Here is a 15851-nt window from a genome sequence, read left to right as displayed (position 1 = left end):
TCAACCTCCACGCGGCACAGCGACCACGAGACCCGCGGCGGCACGCCGCGCTTGCGTGGCGTCGTCAGGAGCGACGCGGTCCGAAAGCCGCCATCCGGTCCTCGAAAGCAAAGCGCCGACCTGGTCCTGCTCTATCGTGCTGCGGGCCGGCTCGCCCATCCTGGCGACGGCCGCTTGGAACTGCCGGCGGCGCTCGCCGGTGTCAGGTGATTCAGAAGACACCGACAGGCTGATTGCAAGGACGCTTCCGGGTCCGGCGAGATCGCTGAATTCCCGCAGCACCGCCTCCAATGTCGCGCCCTCGAGATACACCGCGACCCCCTCCAGCAGGAAGAGGGTCGCCTGATTCGGATCGAGCCCCGCGTGCTTCAGCGGAACGGCTAGTGGATCGACCGCGAAGTCGGCGCCGATGAACCGCACTTCGGCGCTGTCGATGCCGAGAGCTTCAAGTCGATCCAACTTGTCGCGCTGAGTGGATGGATGGTCTACCTCGAACCATGCAACGTCCGGCTTGCGGTACCGCCAGGCCCTACCGTCGTACCCGGCAGCTCCGACGACGATCTGCTTGATCCCTCGTGCGATCGACTCCACGACGACCGTGTCGAAGAACTGGGTGCGCGCCTGCAGGTAGGCACGGAGTGGGGAGTCTGTGGCATCGATCCCAGCGGCCACGTCCCTTGCGAGCCGCTCGTCGGCAGTGGGGTCCCCGTAGTCCGTTTCTCGACGTGGAAACGTCAGGCGCTGCGCCGCCACCCGTCGTGCCGTCTCCGATGCCCGTCCCCTGTGCACGATCACTCCTAAGGTCGCGATTTCTATACTCGGACGCCGTGGCCCCTCTGACCCGGCTCTCTCGATCGGTACAAGACAAGGTAGCGGTAGTCACCGGGGCTGCCTCGGGAATGGGCATGGCGACGGCCTTCTTGTTCGCCGACGAGGGAGCGAAGGTGGCGGTCCTCGACCGCGACGGCGAAGGTTCGAAATCGGTCGCCGCAACCATAAACCAGGCTCACGGAGAAGGATCTGCCACGGCCTGGGAAGTGGACGTGGCTCACGCCGACGACATAACCCATGTCGTCGACGACGTCGTCGCGACGCTGGGCCCGATCGACATTCTGGTGAACAACGCGGGCATCGCGCTCCTCGCTCGATTCGACGGGAACGATGCGGAGTACGAGGCGGCGTGGTCCGCGACTCTTGCCGTCAATCTCACCGCCCACCAGAGGCTCATACGCGCGTGTCTCCCCTACCTGGCGCGCAACTCGGCAGGACGCGTCGTCAACATAGCCTCCACCGAAGGGATCGGCGCCAGCCGGTACAACAGCCCTTATGTCGCCGCCAAGCACGGGGTGATCGGCCTGACCCGCGCGCTGGCCGTCGAACTCGGGTCGGCTGGGGTAACTGTCAACGCAGTCTGCCCTGGTCCGATCCGCACAGGCATGACCGAGATGATCCCCGAGGAGGCCAAGGAGAAGTTCGCCCGGCGCAAGATCCCTGCCCGGCGCTACGGCGAGCCGGAGGAGGTCGCTCACGCCACCCTCTCACTCTGCCTGCCCGCGAGCAGCTACATGAACGGCGTCGTGTTCGTGGTCGACGGCGGGATGACCGCCAAGAACGACTGACCGGGCTGCTCGGCTTGACCGGCGAACAGGCACGAAGGAGATTCATCGAAGCCAGGGTGGCGCACATGGCGACGGCAGATGAAGCCGGTCGTCCGCATCTGATACCGATCGTCTTCGCACTCGAAGGTGACGGCCTCGTCAGCGCCGTCGACCACAAGCCGAAGCGGCGAGCCGAACTACGGCGCCTGGCGAACATCGCAGACAATCCCCGCGTGACTGTCCTCGTCGACGAGTACGACGAGGATTGGGACCGGCTCTGGTGGGCCCGCGCAGATGGCGTCGCGACGCTTCTCGAGCCCGGGTCGGTATCGTCCGAGCACGCGTTGGACCTGCTAGTCGCTCGCTACCGGCAGTACGAGGGGCGCCGGCCGACGGGGCCGGTGGTTTTGGTCGAAGTGAGCCGTTGGAGCGGGTGGTCGGCCTGCTAGAACTTCCGGTATGCCCACCACGGTCAACGGTGAGATAACCCTCTACTACGAGACCTTCGGTTCCGACGACGACCCTGTCCTGCTGCTGGTGAACGGGTTGGGGAGCCAGTGCATCAACTTCAAAGAGGAACTGTGCGAGAAGCTGGCGGCCAGGGGCATTCGAGTCATCCGATTCGACAACCGCGACGTGGGGCTGTCGACCCACCTCAGTGATGGCGCGACGTACACGGTCGAGGACATGGCCGAGGACGCATTCGCCGTGCTCGACTCGGTGGGGGCTCCAGCTGCGCACATCGCCGGCTGGTCGATGGGCGGGATGATCGTGCAAGCCATGGCCATCCGCAATCCGGCTCGGATCCTCACGATGACGTCCGTCATGTCGGCGCCGGGGCCGCTTACCGGAGAACGCGACCCCGACGTCGTCGCAGCGTTTACAGCGCCGCCGGCCACCACCCGCGAGGAGGCGGCAGAGCGGCATCTCGCCAGCCTCAAGGCCTGGGGAAGCCCGGCATGCCTTGACGTCGACCGGATCACCGCGGACGCGTACGCGGCGTTCGATCGCTGCTGGGATCCGGGGGGCCGGCAGCGCCAGGCGATCGCGGTCGCCTCATCCGGGTCGCGGGAAGAAGCGCTCGCGTCGTTGACCGTTCCGACGCTGGTGATTCACGGCGATGCCGACCGCCTGGTGCCGATCGAGTTCGGTCGCAGGACCGCCGCAGTGATACTGGGCGCTCGTTTCGAGGTCATCGAAGGAATGGGCCACGACTACCCGCCGCAGCATTGGGACCGAATCGTCGAATTGATTTCGGCCCACGTCCTCAGGGGATGAGCACCACCCGACCGAAGGACTGCCGGCTCTCGATGTAAGCGTGCGCCTCCGCGGCTTCGGATAGCGGATAGGTTCGGTCGACCACCACCCTCAGCTCTCCGCTCGCGATCCGATCGAGCAGTCGAGCGATAAGAGCGTGTGCGCGCGGCGACAGAAACAGCTCCGCCCCGAGGAAGTAGCCCGACAGTGTCTGGTTGTTGGGCCGCATATTGGAGACGTCGAGGCTCTCCACCGCCGATCGTCCGGCATCTCCGACGCTTACGCACCGACCCCGGTACGCGAGCGCGTGCAAGCTGTCCTGGAGGGTCTTGCCGCCCACAGAGTCGACGATCACGTCGACGCCTCGACCGTCGGTGATCCGGCGGGCCTCTGCGACAAAGTCGGAACTGACGTAGTTGATGCCCTCGTCGAGCCCGAGCGGCTTGAGACGGTCGAGCTTTTCGTCGCTCGAGGCGGTAGCGAGAACCCTCGCACCGGCACGCTTGGCGAGCTGGATCGCAGCGATCCCTACGCCGCTGGCGCCGGCGTGGATCAGCGCAGTCTCGCCGCCGGCCAGGTGGCCGAACTCGAAAAGGCAGTCGTCCGCGGTCCCGAACGGGACCGGCACGCACGCTCCTTCTTCGGTCGACAAGCCATCCGGCAGCCTCCACGCGAAGGTCGCGGGAACCGCGCGAAGCTCCGCGTGCGACCCGTTGAGGCCTACGGTGACGACACGATCGCCCACCGCGAACCCCTCTGCGGCCGATCCGACGTCGAGAACCGTCCCGGCACACTGATATCCCACGATGTGCGGAACCGTCGCCATTTCTCCGTGCAGGCGGTTGAGGGTGTCGCCGCCCTCGATGCTCACCGCCTCGACTCGCAGGAGGAGGTCCGATTGTCCTGGCACCGGGTCAAGGACATCTTCGTAGCGAAAGACGTCGGGTGCTCCCGTGGAGTAGTAGACGGCTGCCTTCACGGCCGAGTTTCTAACACCAATCGTTCGACGGGTCAGGCAGGGCGACCGTCGAAATCGAGTCGCGGACTAAGACTGCCAGCGACTTCTAGGTGCCGATCTGGTCCGGGCGGACGTCGTCAAGTTTGCGATGGTCCCACGAAACAACGACCGAAGGCTGGACCGCGACGCCGACGCGGTCCGCGGCAAGCGAGGCCACATACGCGCGGATGTCGTCACTCAAAGTCCCCATCGTGCGGGAGAAGAGAGCTTCGCCCACCTTCCGAGAAGCTTCGAAATCGGTGATGAGGGAACCGGTTCCTACCAGTTGCACCGCCCGGAACGACCGGAAATCCTCGCCTAGTTCGACGAGACAGGTCAGCCGCGGGTCTGCCCGCAGGTTGTTCACCTTCCGGGATCCGGGATCCGTCCACAAGGTGACCCTGTCCTCGTAGATCACGTAGGCCATCGGCACCAGATGGATCGAGCCGTCAGAGTTGTACGTGGCGATTTGCGCCCGGTGGCCCTCTTCGAGGTGGTCGGCGATCTCGAGATTGGTCATCCGAAGCAGATCGCGTTCAGCCACGCCTGCAAGTATTGCTGAATCGTCGCCGCGCGATGAGCTCGCACCCGCCGAGTCAGTACGGGTCGGTGCTTCCCCGGCGAGGTTCGAGCCCGGCAGCCTCGTAGATGGCGTCGATCGCCCGCATGTTGGCGACACCGTCGTCCGGACCTGTGGGGAACGGCTTCCCGTCTCGGACCGCATCGGCAAAGGCTTGCATCTGATAGTCGTAGGTCGCCTGCCCGCGAACCCGCGCACGGCGCGTCTGTCCCTTGGCCTTGACCGTCAGGAGATTGAAGAACTGAGGGGCAAGGGGGTTGATTACGGTCATGGTTCCCGCCGTGCCGCGCACGGTCGCCTGTGCCCTGAAGACCGGGGAAGCCCACATTCCCGCGGTTACCAGCCCGGAAGCGCCGCCGCCGAAATCGAGCTCGGCGCGAATCCAGCGGTCGACCTGGGGTGTACGCACCTTGGCCCGTGCCGAGGAGACCCTGGGTTCGGTACCGGCCAGAGTCCGGACTATGTGCACGGGGTAGCAGCCGGCATCCATGAGCGAGCCACCGGCAAGGCCGAGCTGCCACCGGATGTCGGACCATCTCGGGAGCGGGAAGACGAGCGCCGCTTCGATCCGGGTGAGACGTCCCAGGTCGCCAGACGAGATCACGTCGAGCATCCGTTGCGCGAGCGGGTGGTAGCGCCAATGAAACGCTTCCATCACCACTCGGTCGGACCGCCGGGCGATATCCCGCACCCGTTCGGCTTCGCCGGCGTTAGCCGTGAACGGTTTTTCGCACAGGACGTGCTTGCCGGCCTCGATTGCCGCGATAGCCCACTCGGCGTGCAGGCCGTTGGGCAGGGGCACGTACACGGCGTCCACGTCGTCAGCCTCCACCAGCTCTCGATACGAGCCGTACACGCGAGGCACTCCATGCTTCGACGCGAACGCCTCCGCTCGCCCCTTTTCACGAGCGGCGACTGCCGTCACCTCCACACCGGCGCAATTGCGAGCAGGCCGGATCAACGCTGCGGGAGCGATGCGAGCTGCTCCCAGGCACCCGATGCGAATCGTCCGGGACCCCTCCGTGCTCATATCGCGCAGCCGTCTTCGCTGCACGCTGAGCCCCCCGGAGCCGGTACCACTTCGACGGGGTGAGATCGCGACCAGGCTCTCCTCAGCGTTGCGAGGAACGTGCCGGGATCCTGGGCTCCGTGAATCGCAAACGCCCGGTCGATCACGAAGAAGGGAACCCCGGTGCAACCCAGCTCCGCCGCGTCTGCCTCGTCCGCGCGGACTTCCGTCGAGAGGCTGTCGGAGCCGAGCAGATCCCTCACCTCGCCGGCATCAAGGCCCACAGACTCGGCGATTCGCTGGAGCACTTCCGGCTCGCTGATCGGTTCCAGGTTGATGAAGTACGCCTTCAGGAGAGCCTCCTTGACTGCCGCGCCGGTTTCGGGATTTCTTTCGTAACCAAGATGTATCAGCCTGTGGGCGTCGAACGTGTTCCCGCCCGGCGTCCGCGCAAGGTCGTACTCGAGGCCTTCATCTGCGGCCAGCCGGTTCATGCTCTCGATGCGAGCGCCGGCCTGCTCGACTGTCATCCCATACTTCCTCGCCAGGTGCTCCGCCATGTTCCCGGAGCGCCGGAAAGGGGCGCGAGGGTCGAGCTCGTAGCTCCGCCAGCGGACTTCGACTTCCTCCCTGTGCTCGAATTCCCCGAGCGCAGTCTCGAACCGTCGCTTGCCTATGTAGCACCAGGGGCACACAGCGTCTGACCAGATCTCTACCAGCATGGCTGCAACAACGCCGAATCGTCGAACCCTGTTCCGTAAGGGCCTGCGATGACGCCGGGTTAACCATTGCGGACGGTGCTCTCGACGATCTCCGAAGCGGCGCGTTCCCCGGAACGGACGGCGCCGTCGATGGCTCCGTGGCTGGTGCCCGCTGTCTCCGTGCCGGCCCAGTGGATCCTTCCGAAAGGCTCGCGCAGCAGGTACCCATGGCTGGTGAGGACACCCGGGGGAAGGTGCGCCATGGAGCATCCCCTGGACCACTCTTCGTTCCACCATGCCGTTTCGACGAACTCGGAAGGCGCGGCAGATTTCGGTCCGAACCGCCGGATGAGCGCGTCGAGAACTGATCGCCTCCGTTCCCCGCTTTCCATCGCGTCGACCCTCTTGGCAACGGGACCGAAGGTGAACGAAGCAAGCACCCCCGGCGATCCGGACGGCGGCGAAGCATCGAGGGTTACCTCTGCCGCGGATCCCGGCCCCGCGCTCTGCCCACTGAACCCCTCGTCGCGCCAGAACGCGGTGTCGTACACAACGAGGGTCTTCGTCTCGACACCAGCGACGGCGCTCTTGTACAGAGTCGCTCGGTCGGCGGGGAGGGCAGGATCGAATGCGATCTTCAGCGTCAGCGCCGGCGGTGTCGCAACAACCACGTCTCGGCACCGAACCGACAAACCATCGCCATCAACTGCCGCGCCGCCGCCGTTCTGGGTGATTGCCCGGACGGGTACCCCCAGCTTCACCGCGTCCCCGAGGCGATCCGCGATTCGCTGGGCTATCGAACCAGCCCCACCGTGAACCATGTTCTCCTGCGCGCCGCCTTCTATCGAGAAGAGCTTGCTGATGCTCTTGTGAGCGCTGACGAGTTGAAGCAGATGTAGGTAGGAAACCTCTTCCAGGTCGGTTGCGAAAAGGCCGCGAACAGCCATCTCGAACAGGTCGAATCCGATGCCCCTGCGAACGCCGGAGTGCTCGGCCCAGTCCGCCACGGTCCGAGCATCCCACTCGGCGGCGCGGTCAGCCGTCCAGGGTGCGTCGGCTGGGACCCGTTTGGCAACACGGTCGACCTTGGTTTGGGCCAGGGCGATGCTCAGCACGGCGAGGGGGCTGATCTTGGGGATGAGACCGGTGTAACGACGATTCCGGTCCCCGTCCACGAGAAGGTGGGCCCCCTTCACCCAGGTCTTGTAGGTCGACACCCCCAACTCGTTGGCAAGTCTGAAGATTGCCTCGTGGCCAGGGGCGAGCCACGCACCGCCCCGGTCGATGACCCCAGCCCCCGGTAGCGCCTGCGTCCATATACGGCCGCCGACCCGATCACGCGCTTCGAGCACCGCAACCGACAAACCCCCGGCCTGTAACTGCCGTGCCGCGGTCAACCCCGCGTAGCCCGCACCGACGACGCAAACGTCGGCTTCGATACGGTCGTCGGACATCACCCTCCCCCAACCTGTGGCGATTCGAGAAAACAGCAGACCCTATAGTCAACCCGGTGGCCTACGACGAACTGCTCGCCAATCGGATTCGGGAACTGATCGGGGCACACCCCGACGTCACCGAGCAGAAGATGTTCGGCGGCTTGGCGTTCCTGATTGGAGGGAACATGGCGATCGCGGCGAGCGGGCAGGGAGGGGTGCTCGTGCGCGTCCATCCTTCAAAGTCCCAGTCGATCGTAGGCAAGTCGGATGCCAAAACCGCGGTCATGCGTGGACGGGCGATGGACGGCTGGCTTCGAGTCGCCGACGAGCACGTGAGCACCCAACGGCAGCTCGGCAAATGGGTCAAGCTCGGGGTCGACTACGCCGGTTCGTTACCTCCCAAGACCAAGGCGAAACGTAGTGGCTGACTGGGACGGGGCAGGATTCGAGTCAGCCATTCCGCTCGCAAAGACGCTGGGCATCTCATTCCAGACCACCGAACCCGAGTTGGTCAAGGCTCGGCTCAACTGGTCCGATGGGCTCTGCACAACCGGCGGAATGCTCCACGGCGGAGTTCTCATGGCCCTCGCAGACACGACCGGAGCCGCCTGTGCCTTCATGAACCTGCCGGAGGGGGCGGGCGGGACTACGACAATCGAGTCCAAGACCAACTTCCTCCGTGCGGTGCGCGAGGGATTCGTGGAGTCCACATCCAAGCCGCTGCACGTCGGACGGACGGTCATCGTGGTCGAAACCGATCTCAGAGACCATCACGCCAACCTGGTCGCGCGCGTCACCCAGTCGCAGCTGGTGCTCCAGCCTCGTTAGCGCCGCCGCCGGTTAGCTCGGCCTACTCGGCTTCGCTGTGAACGTCTTCTCAAGCTCCGTCGGCCATTTCTGTCCTTCTACCTGGGGTTTTCCATCTTGTATGACGTACGTGGGCCTCGCTGGTCATCGGTCCCGGAGGAGTGTTCCGGGTTGGTCTCGGAGGGGCGTAGCCTCGCGCGCATGACTATCCGATGGATGACCGCGTTCATTGACCGGCCAGCGGATCCATTCGATAACGCAGTCGAGTTCTGGATGGAGACGACCGGCACCAAGCTCTCGTCGGCTCGGGGTGATCACAAGGAGTTCGCCACCCTGCTACCACCCGGTGGGGATGCATACCTGCGGGTGCAGAGGGTCGGCGATTGTGGTGGCAGCCACCTCGATTTGCACGTCGACGACGTAGAAGGCTTCGTACGCCGTGCGCACGCGATGGGCGCTCACGTCGAACATCCTCCCGGGGGACCGCCGCTGATCCGCTCCCCCGCCGGGATGGTCGCCTGCGTCGTCAACCATCACGGGGAGTCGATCCGACCAGGCGCTCTCATGTCGCCCGAAGGGGCCGTGTCGATCGTCGACCAGTTGTGCATCGACGTACCTGAAGATGGGTTCGACGAGGAGTGCGCATTTTGGTCAGGTCTTACCGGTTGGGTCTTGCAGTCGTCGTCATCGCACCCGGAGTTCAAGTTCCTCATCAGGCCGGCGTGGTCGCCACTACGTCTGCTGCTTCAGCGCCGCGAGGACAGCGACGGGCCGGCGCGGTCACATCTCGACATCGCGTGCGACGATGTCAAGCTTCTCGTGGACGACCACCTGCGACTGGGCGCGTTCTTGCTCGAGGAGTTCGCGGACTGGACCTGCATGATCGACCCTGCTGGGCTCCCCTACTGCATCACCCGGCGGAACCCACACACCGGGCTGCTCTCAACGCCTACGCCTGATTACGGTCCCTGACCTGATCGAGACCGGCTGTCGGCACTCGCCTCAGTGTTTCGCCGGGCCGCACCGTGCCGGCGGTGATCACTCGGGCGTTGCGACCTCGCAGGTTGAGTTCGATCCCAGGGCCGGTATTGACGAAACGCAGAGCGTCCCGCCCGAACCGAGCGGAGAACTTGGCGCAACCCCGGTGCGGCTTAGGAGTGATCTCGATCACCGCGTCCCCGATCGACAGCCGAGTCCCGGCCGGGAGTGAGACCTCGCTGAGGTCGAAGTCGACGTACAACTGGTCGCCGGCGAGGGCCCAGCGGTCCGGGTGGCCGGCGATGAGCGCGATAGCCCGCGAGTTCATGAGAGTCAGCTGACCGTCCGGGTTTGGCGATTCGTCCGGTGTGGAGGTCGTCGGCTTTACGCTCCAGTTGTCACCGACGAGTCCCAACTTCAGATCCAGGGTGCCCTGCCCAAGGACCTGCCGTTCGTCGACTGCCGGGCGGCACACGATCAGCTCGACCGTCCCGACGTCGGCAGGTGACAGCCGGATGTGATCCAGCCCGGCTGCCAAGTCCGCACTTCCGATGTGTGCCATCTCATAAGCATTGCCGGAACGGGACTGAACGGTCGGAGATTTTTCTCGGGCGTTCGACCGGGCGGGGCCTACCCTCGCGCCAGTCCTATGTAGGAGGGAACATGCCGAGGAAGGTAGCCGACTGTAGGGACTTCCCCAGCGAGAGCGGATGCACGCTGACCATCGCGGGGGAAGAGGACGAGGTAATGAGAGCGGCGTTGCAGCACGCCGTCGATATGCACGGGCACCAGGACACCGAAGAGGTGCGGGCCTGGCTGAAGGAGCACCTGAAGGACGAGGTGCCTTCGCCGGCCTGAACCTCGCGGCGCGAGGGGGTCGCCGGCGAATTCAGGTCGTGAGGTCCTTGCCGAGCGCTTCCTTGTTGCTGACCCCCATAGAAGCGTGAGCCTGAGCCATCTTCCAGCCGTCCGGCCTCCGCGTGAAGACTGCGGTGATCCGCGTCGTGACCGGGGTTTCGCCTGGGAGCGCGATCTGCATCTTGCCGGCTCCCCACCCGACGTCGCGTTCGACCCATCCTTCGGCATGCTCGAGCTTGACGGACATCCCCTGAAGTTCGTCGCTTTGCGCGGTCATCACCGCCTTGATGCGATCTAGGTCGTCCCACCACTCGTCAGGGTCGGTACCGATCACGAGTGTTCCAGGCTCAGTCGAGATCGTCTCCAGGAAGGACTTGCCCATGGCGGGGGACCCGAACGTTTCGATCAGAGATTCCAGCGCGGTCCGGATTTCGTCAGAAGTCTCCATGAATACCCCCATTTCTCGAAGCACTCGAGCGACGCTACCGACCTGGCGCGGTCATGAGGACATCTCCATACGAACGGACAGGTTTCGGTAGCCAAGCCCCGTTCATCGAAACGTACGAACCGATCACACCGAGTCTCATCACGAAGTTCACGATCGACAAGCGATCAAAACGACACCAGCGCGCGATAACGACGCGCGCGATCGATGCGCGATTGCTTATTTCAAGGAACTTCGCTCTACACTGTTGATCGCCAACTTCCCCCGCATCTAGGAGTCTTACGTGGCAGAACCGAAGCTCGTAGTTACAGAAACCAAAGGTGGTAGCAAAATCACCCTCATCGGGTCGAGTGGAACACCCTTGCTCACGTCGAAAGTGTTCAGCGAACCGAGAGGAAAAGGTGCGACGCTCCGGGCTCTCAAGGGACTCCTAGGTGAGGGCGTTGCCGTTGACGATCAGACGCTTCCTGGTCGTGAGACGGCTCCAAGCACGGTGACCACTCGCCGTCGAAGCACCAGATCCACCAGCAGTTCGAGGACTCGCACGTCGGGCACCCGCCGTAGGGCGATCAAGAAGTCCGCGAAGGCTTAGATCGGGCGAGGCGTAGGTCGGCGAGAAGTTTCGCCGACCTAGCCTTCGCTTCCAGTCTGTGGCTAACCCTTGAAGAGAGCGAAAGCAGCTCCCTGCGGATCCAGAAGAACCGCGAATCTTCCGGTATTAGGGATGTCGGTCGGTTCAACCAGGACAGTTGCCCCCATCCCCGAGGCTTTCTTGGCCTGAGAGTCAACATCTTCCGAACCGAAGTAGACGAGCCAGTTGTCCGGAACCTCGGCGGGGATTTCGGGCGACCGGGGCATTACGCCGCCGATGGTCCGGCCGCTCACCTGAGCTTCGGCGTACTCGTCACTGCCTCCCCACGTCCAGGCGAACACCTCTGAGTAGAACGCCTTCGACTTGGCGGGGTCAGACGTCGACAGTTCGCTCCACGTGAAGGCACCCGGCTCGTTGACCAGTTCTGCCCCTTTGTGGTCACGGGGTTGCCACACCGCTATCACCGCGCCGGTCGTGTCGGCGAATATCGCCATGCGTCCGGCGGACATGACGTCCATCGGAGCGACGATTACGTTCCCCCCGGCGGACTCCGCCTTCTTGACCACGTCATCGACGTCGTCGACGTTGATGTAGGTGGTCCATCTCGGCGGTCCGGGGTCTTGGGCGGTGCTCAGAGCGGCGACCTGTTTTCCGTTCTTGGAGGCGATGGTGTAATGGCCGGTTTCCTCACCCATGTCCTGGGCATCCCAGCCGAACAGGTCCTTGTAGAACCGAACACCCGCAGCGAGATCGGGTAACCCGATGTCGACCCAGCTTGGAACGCCGTGCTCGTACCGCGATACATCCGGCATTTTTTTCTCCTTATCGGTCGGAAGAGCATTCGCGCTCCACTCTGGACCGGCTGCGGCGGCAACGCAAGGGTCGCCCCTCCCCTTAAGCTGCCTCCACCATCTCGAGCTCCGGCTCGGGAAGCGGCACCCTCTCGGGTGGGCCGGTACGAACGAACCCGGCGACGACCACCAGCGCAGCGACCGCGAATGCAGCAGCGATGCCGAGGGTGAAGTCAAGCCCGTGGATGAGCGACGCCGTGGCTACTGAATGCACTCCCGCTTGTGCCAATCCTCCGGACTTGCCGGCGCTTGTGACACCGTCAAATATCGAGACCAGCACGGCGAGCCCCAGCGCCGCACCGACCTGCTGCGCAACGTTGATGACACCCGACGCAGCACCGGCATCCGCGGGCTCGACCCCGTGCAAACCGGCAGTAGTGAGGCTGACGAACGACAGGCCCATACCCCACCCGGTGAGGATGAAGCTCGGCAGCAGCTGAATGTAGGGAGTGCCGGCGTGCAGTTGTGTCAGCAGAATCAGCCCGAGCGCCGAAAGAAGCGAGCCTGAAAGCATCAGGACCTTCGGTTGTACCCGCCTGACCAACACCTTGCTGGTCAGCTGCGACGACAGGAACACCGACGCCGGAGCCGGCAGGAAACCGAGCCCGGTGACCAGCGCCGAATGATGCTGGACGTCCTGCAGGAACTGGGTGAGGAAGAAGATCATGCCGTACATCCCCGCGTAGCCGAGGCCGCGGGCTGCGTTAGCGGACGCGCGGGTCGGATCGGCCAGGATCCGAAGCGGAAGGATCGGCTCCTCGGCGTTTCTTTCGATCCTGATGAAAAGCGACACGAGAGCGACACCGATCGCGAGCGAGCCGACCGTGATGGGCGAGCTCCAGCCGGATGTGCCGGCCTCGACCAGGCCGAGAACGATTCCGGTCATTCCTGCGGTGGAAGTGATCGCACCGGCGAGGTCGAACCGTCCGCGACGGCGATCGGTCTCGGTCAGAACCCACAGACCGGTGGCAATGACCGCCAAGCCGATCGGGACGTTCACGAACATGACCCACCGCCACGACGCCCACTCGGTGAGCAGGCCGCCAGCGACCAAACCCGTGGCCGCGCCAGCGGCTGAAACGGTGGTGAAGAGCCCGATCGCCTTGACCCGTTGAGGCCCCTCTGGGAAGACGACCGTTAGCAGGGCGAGCGCAGCTGGAGCGGCAAGAGCACCTCCGACGCCCTGGGCCGCGCGGGCGGCGAGCAGCAACCACCCCGAGGTGGCCAGACCTCCCACTAGCGAGCTCACCGAAAAGAGCGCGATGCCGGTGATGAAAGTCCGGCGACGGCCGAGGAGGTCGCCCGCGCGTGCACCCAGCAGCAGGAGCCCTCCGAAGGTCAAGACGTATGCGTTCAGCACCCACGACAACGCTGAGCTCGAGAAACCGAGGCTGCGCTGTATATGGGGTAAAGCGACGTTGACGATAGTCGCGTCAAGCACGACCATCATCTGGGCGGTGAGGATGACGGCGAGGACCACCGAAGGATTCGGGCGCCACCCGTCCGGGCGGCGCCGGGGACTTAACAGCTGGACCATTGACTACGACCTTTCCGCTGGTATCCTGAGAGGCAAAGCGGAAGCTTCCTCCACTTAGTATACGGAGGGTGCCTCCGCTTAGCAAGTCCTTTTGGACAACAGCGTTTCGAGGGGAGGTATTTCGGCGATGGCCGGCGAGCACGACAATCAGGCGGAAGGCAGCGTCAGCGACCGCCCCCTTCGTGCCGATGCCCGCCGGAACTACGAGCGCCTGGTCGACGCGGCCCGCAAGGTGTTCGCCGACCAGGGCGGCGGCGCATCCATGGAATCGATCGCCAAGCAGGCCGCAGTCGGGGTCGGGACCCTATACCGACATTTCCCCAGGCGGATCGACATCGTCGAAGCCGTTTATCGCGACGACGTCGACACCCTGGTTGGCTCTGCCGATCGGGGGATGACGGAGCTCGAGCCGTGGGAGGCCCTCGAAGCGTGGTTACGCGCTTATGTCGACTACGGGCGCGCCAAGCGAACGTTCCTCAACGAGCTGCACGAGGCGTTCGAAAAGAATCCGGATCTGAAGCCGGCCTCGCGCGAGCGGATTATTGCCGCTTGCGAGCGCGTCGTGAAGCGCGCCCAAGAGGCGGGTGTTGCCCGGACCGACATCAATGGGGAGGATCTCATGCAGCTGGTGTCCCCGATGTGCATGAACGGCACCCTCGAGGCCGACCAAGGCGGCCGGCTGCTCAACATGATCCTGGACGGACTGCACACTCCGACCGCCTGATTCTCAGCCGACCTGGTCCCAGATCATCTGGCTCTTTTCGGTCTCGGGTTTGAGGAGCACAGACCGGGGGCTCTGCTTGTCAATGTGTCCGATCAGGCCGTTGTAGATGCTGTACCCGACCAGCTCCTGGAGCCGGCGGGGCATCCGCCTGACCATCTCCACCGGGACGCCTAACTGCTGGTTCTCCTGCTGCCGGATGAAACCGGCGCAGTAGTTCATCGCGATCCCGACCCGCTTCCGATCGGTCTGGTTGGCACCCCCTCCGTGCCAGAGGCTCCCGTGCCAGACCAAGACGCTCCCCCGTTTCATCACCGCTGGCTCGGAGTCGTAGTGCTGTCCGTACACGGGCGAGTCGTCGGCGAGGTGGGTTCCCGAGATAACCCGGGTCGCTCCGTTGGGCTCGGTGAAGTCGGTGAGCGCCCACATCGTGTTGCACACCGTCGCAGGATGAGGCTTCGGGAGAGGGATCAGCTGATCGTCTGCGTGGATGGGTTGCGCGGTCTGCCCGGACCCGATGTTGATGGAAGAGAGCGACGAGATGAGACAACCGTTGTCAAGGACTCCTTCCACCACCGGCAGCACCGCCGGATGCACCGGCACTTGCCACCACACCTCACCTCTCGCCAGAAGGTTGTAGACCCTCAAGGTGCTCCGTCCCTCGAACGAGTTGTCGGACGGCTGGACGTCCAGGTCGCGCTCCAACCGATCGAGGTCCTCTGCCAAGGCGTCAACCAGGCCTGGTTCGATGGCATCCTCCAGTACGGTCCACCCTCGGGTCCTGACCTCGGCGACGTGCTTTTCTACAGATTCGCTCATCGCCAAACTTCTTAGCACCACTCCCGACGGACGCCGCGGCGAAAATCCCGGCGAGCCCGGCGCCAGGCCTCCGGTGCCTGGCGCCACCGAAACGCCCGACCGCTACCTGGGAGCGGCCACGATGTCGAACTCGTTGCCTTCAGGATCGTTAAGAGTGGTCCATTGAAAGCCGCCCTCGTCGAAATCACCGACGCGGCTTGCGCCACACTCGAGTGCGTGGGCAACCGCCTTGTCGAGAGAATCGGAAACAAGGTCCACGTGCACGCGGTTCTTGGCGACTTTGCTTTCCGGGACCCGGTGGAACATCCAGACCGTCGATCCCGAGAGCGCTTCGCCGAGGCCGATCGAGGCAAAGTCGGGGGTCGCGCCCGCGTCGACCGGCCGGTCGAGAATCTCCGACCAGAAGCCGGCCACCCGTGTGGCGTCAGAGCAGTCGTAGCTGATGCCGAGCAGTGAAGAGTTCACGGTCTTGCCAATTCCTTTCTGTGGATGGTGGCGAAATGGCTCCGGGAGCCATTTCAGAATCCAAGGATCGAGGCTCCCGTAACAGGAGAGTCAAGAAGCGATTTCGCCGCCGTTCCCGACCTGAAAGGATTTGGAAAAAGAGGACGGATTCTGTCCTCTAACTGGTTCATGCTTTTCAGGTCCGATGAGTTCAAGGAGGA

General features: G+C 64.3%; 20 protein-coding genes. 8 read left to right on the top strand and 12 right to left on the bottom strand.

The window, feature by feature from the left end:
• Positions 1 to 789 (bottom strand): class I SAM-dependent methyltransferase, encoded by a 789-nt coding sequence (locus tag VFZ97_05735; GenBank protein ID HEX6392922.1) that lies wholly within the window; start codon positions 787 to 789, stop codon positions 1 to 3.
• Positions 790 to 827: 38 nt separating this feature from the next.
• On the opposite strand from VFZ97_05735, the gene VFZ97_05730 reads away from it, so the two are divergent.
• The 3 genes from VFZ97_05730 to VFZ97_05720 are packed head-to-tail and all read left to right on the top strand — an operon-like array spanning position 828 to position 2876.
• Entirely contained in the window at positions 828 to 1619 is a 792-nt protein-coding gene (locus VFZ97_05730) for an SDR family oxidoreductase (GenBank protein ID HEX6392921.1), read from the top strand.
• Positions 1620 to 1633: 14 nt separating this feature from the next.
• On the top strand, positions 1634 to 2047 hold the full coding sequence (locus VFZ97_05725) for a TIGR03668 family PPOX class F420-dependent oxidoreductase (protein ID HEX6392920.1): 414 nt from the start codon (positions 1634 to 1636) through the stop codon (positions 2045 to 2047).
• Between the two features lie 10 nt (positions 2048 to 2057).
• Positions 2058 to 2876 carry an alpha/beta hydrolase gene (locus tag VFZ97_05720; protein ID HEX6392919.1) on the top strand — a complete coding sequence of 273 codons (819 nt, stop codon included), beginning with the start codon at positions 2058 to 2060 and terminating at the stop codon, positions 2874 to 2876.
• Here VFZ97_05720 and VFZ97_05715 read toward each other — a convergent pair.
• The 5 genes from VFZ97_05715 to VFZ97_05695 all read right to left on the bottom strand — a co-directional run bounded on the left by VFZ97_05715 (position 2866) and on the right by VFZ97_05695 (position 7596).
• Positions 2866 to 3834: a zinc-binding alcohol dehydrogenase family protein gene (locus VFZ97_05715; GenBank protein HEX6392918.1), complete on the bottom strand. Its 969-nt coding sequence runs from the start codon at positions 3832 to 3834 to the stop codon at positions 2866 to 2868. The two genes, VFZ97_05720 and VFZ97_05715, sit on opposite strands and share 11 nt — an antisense overlap.
• 85 nt (positions 3835 to 3919) lie before the next feature.
• A complete protein-coding gene (locus VFZ97_05710) occupies positions 3920 to 4396 on the bottom strand; it encodes a pyridoxamine 5'-phosphate oxidase family protein (protein ID HEX6392917.1) in 477 nt (158 codons plus the stop codon).
• A 52-nt stretch (positions 4397 to 4448) separates the two neighbouring features.
• Positions 4449 to 5486 carry a Gfo/Idh/MocA family oxidoreductase gene (locus tag VFZ97_05705; protein ID HEX6392916.1) on the bottom strand — a complete coding sequence of 346 codons (1038 nt, stop codon included), beginning with the start codon at positions 5484 to 5486 and terminating at the stop codon, positions 4449 to 4451.
• Positions 5459 to 6163 carry a DsbA family oxidoreductase gene (locus VFZ97_05700; GenBank protein ID HEX6392915.1) on the bottom strand — a complete coding sequence of 235 codons (705 nt, stop codon included), beginning with the start codon at positions 6161 to 6163 and terminating at the stop codon, positions 5459 to 5461. Before VFZ97_05700 ends, VFZ97_05705 begins: the two co-directional genes overlap by 28 nt.
• 59 nt (positions 6164 to 6222) lie before the next feature.
• Positions 6223 to 7596, bottom strand: a complete 1374-nt coding sequence (locus VFZ97_05695; GenBank protein HEX6392914.1) for an FAD-dependent oxidoreductase — start codon at positions 7594 to 7596, stop codon at positions 6223 to 6225.
• Positions 7597 to 7652: 56 nt separating this feature from the next.
• Between VFZ97_05695 and VFZ97_05690 the strand changes: the two genes are divergently transcribed.
• The 3 genes from VFZ97_05690 (at position 7653) to VFZ97_05680 (ending at position 9357) form a co-directional block, all read left to right on the top strand.
• Positions 7653 to 8006 carry a TfoX/Sxy family protein gene (locus VFZ97_05690; protein ID HEX6392913.1) on the top strand — a complete coding sequence of 118 codons (354 nt, stop codon included), beginning with the start codon at positions 7653 to 7655 and terminating at the stop codon, positions 8004 to 8006.
• A complete protein-coding gene (locus tag VFZ97_05685) occupies positions 7999 to 8406 on the top strand; it encodes a PaaI family thioesterase (protein ID HEX6392912.1) in 408 nt (135 codons plus the stop codon). Before VFZ97_05690 ends, VFZ97_05685 begins: the two co-directional genes overlap by 8 nt.
• A 180-nt stretch (positions 8407 to 8586) precedes the next feature.
• Positions 8587 to 9357: a VOC family protein gene (locus tag VFZ97_05680; GenBank protein ID HEX6392911.1), complete on the top strand. Its 771-nt coding sequence runs from the start codon at positions 8587 to 8589 to the stop codon at positions 9355 to 9357.
• Here the strand turns inward: VFZ97_05680 and VFZ97_05675 are convergent.
• Positions 9335 to 9925, bottom strand: coding sequence for a hypothetical protein (locus VFZ97_05675; protein HEX6392910.1), 591 nt, complete (start codon positions 9923 to 9925; stop codon positions 9335 to 9337). The genes VFZ97_05680 and VFZ97_05675 overlap by 23 nt on opposite strands.
• Before the next feature lie 101 nt (positions 9926 to 10026).
• Here VFZ97_05675 and VFZ97_05670 point away from each other — a divergent pair, with 101 nt between their 5' ends.
• The gene (locus VFZ97_05670; GenBank protein ID HEX6392909.1) at positions 10027 to 10221 is read left to right on the top strand and encodes a DUF1059 domain-containing protein; all 195 of its coding nucleotides are present in this window, start codon (positions 10027 to 10029) and stop codon (positions 10219 to 10221) included.
• Positions 10222 to 10252: 31 nt separating this feature from the next.
• Here the strand turns inward: VFZ97_05670 and VFZ97_05665 are convergent, their stop codons facing one another.
• The 3 genes from VFZ97_05665 to VFZ97_05655 all read right to left on the bottom strand — a co-directional run bounded on the left by VFZ97_05665 (position 10253) and on the right by VFZ97_05655 (position 13646).
• A complete protein-coding gene (locus VFZ97_05665) occupies positions 10253 to 10669 on the bottom strand; it encodes a nuclear transport factor 2 family protein (GenBank protein ID HEX6392908.1) in 417 nt (138 codons plus the stop codon).
• Between the two features lie 651 nt (positions 10670 to 11320).
• On the bottom strand, positions 11321 to 12070 hold the full coding sequence (locus VFZ97_05660; GenBank protein HEX6392907.1) for a VOC family protein: 750 nt from the start codon (positions 12068 to 12070) through the stop codon (positions 11321 to 11323).
• 82 nt (positions 12071 to 12152) lie between these two features.
• Positions 12153 to 13646, bottom strand: coding sequence for an MFS transporter (locus tag VFZ97_05655; protein HEX6392906.1), 1494 nt, complete (start codon positions 13644 to 13646; stop codon positions 12153 to 12155).
• Between the two features lie 127 nt (positions 13647 to 13773).
• Here VFZ97_05655 and VFZ97_05650 point away from each other — a divergent pair, with 127 nt between their 5' ends.
• Positions 13774 to 14370 (top strand): TetR family transcriptional regulator, encoded by a 597-nt coding sequence (locus VFZ97_05650; GenBank protein HEX6392905.1) that lies wholly within the window; start codon positions 13774 to 13776, stop codon positions 14368 to 14370.
• Between the two features lie 3 nt (positions 14371 to 14373).
• Here the strand turns inward: VFZ97_05650 and VFZ97_05645 are convergent, their stop codons facing one another.
• Entirely contained in the window at positions 14374 to 15186 is an 813-nt protein-coding gene (locus tag VFZ97_05645; GenBank protein ID HEX6392904.1) for a phytanoyl-CoA dioxygenase family protein, read from the bottom strand.
• Positions 15187 to 15288: 102 nt separating this feature from the next.
• Positions 15289 to 15651, bottom strand: coding sequence for a VOC family protein (locus VFZ97_05640; GenBank protein HEX6392903.1), 363 nt, complete (start codon positions 15649 to 15651; stop codon positions 15289 to 15291).
• Positions 15652 to 15851: the final 200 nt, after the last annotated feature.

This window comes from Acidimicrobiales bacterium (assembly GCA_036378675.1).
GTDB lineage: Bacteria > Actinomycetota > Acidimicrobiia > Acidimicrobiales > Palsa-688 > DASUWA01.
This window is presented reverse-complemented; position numbering and strand designations above follow the sequence as displayed.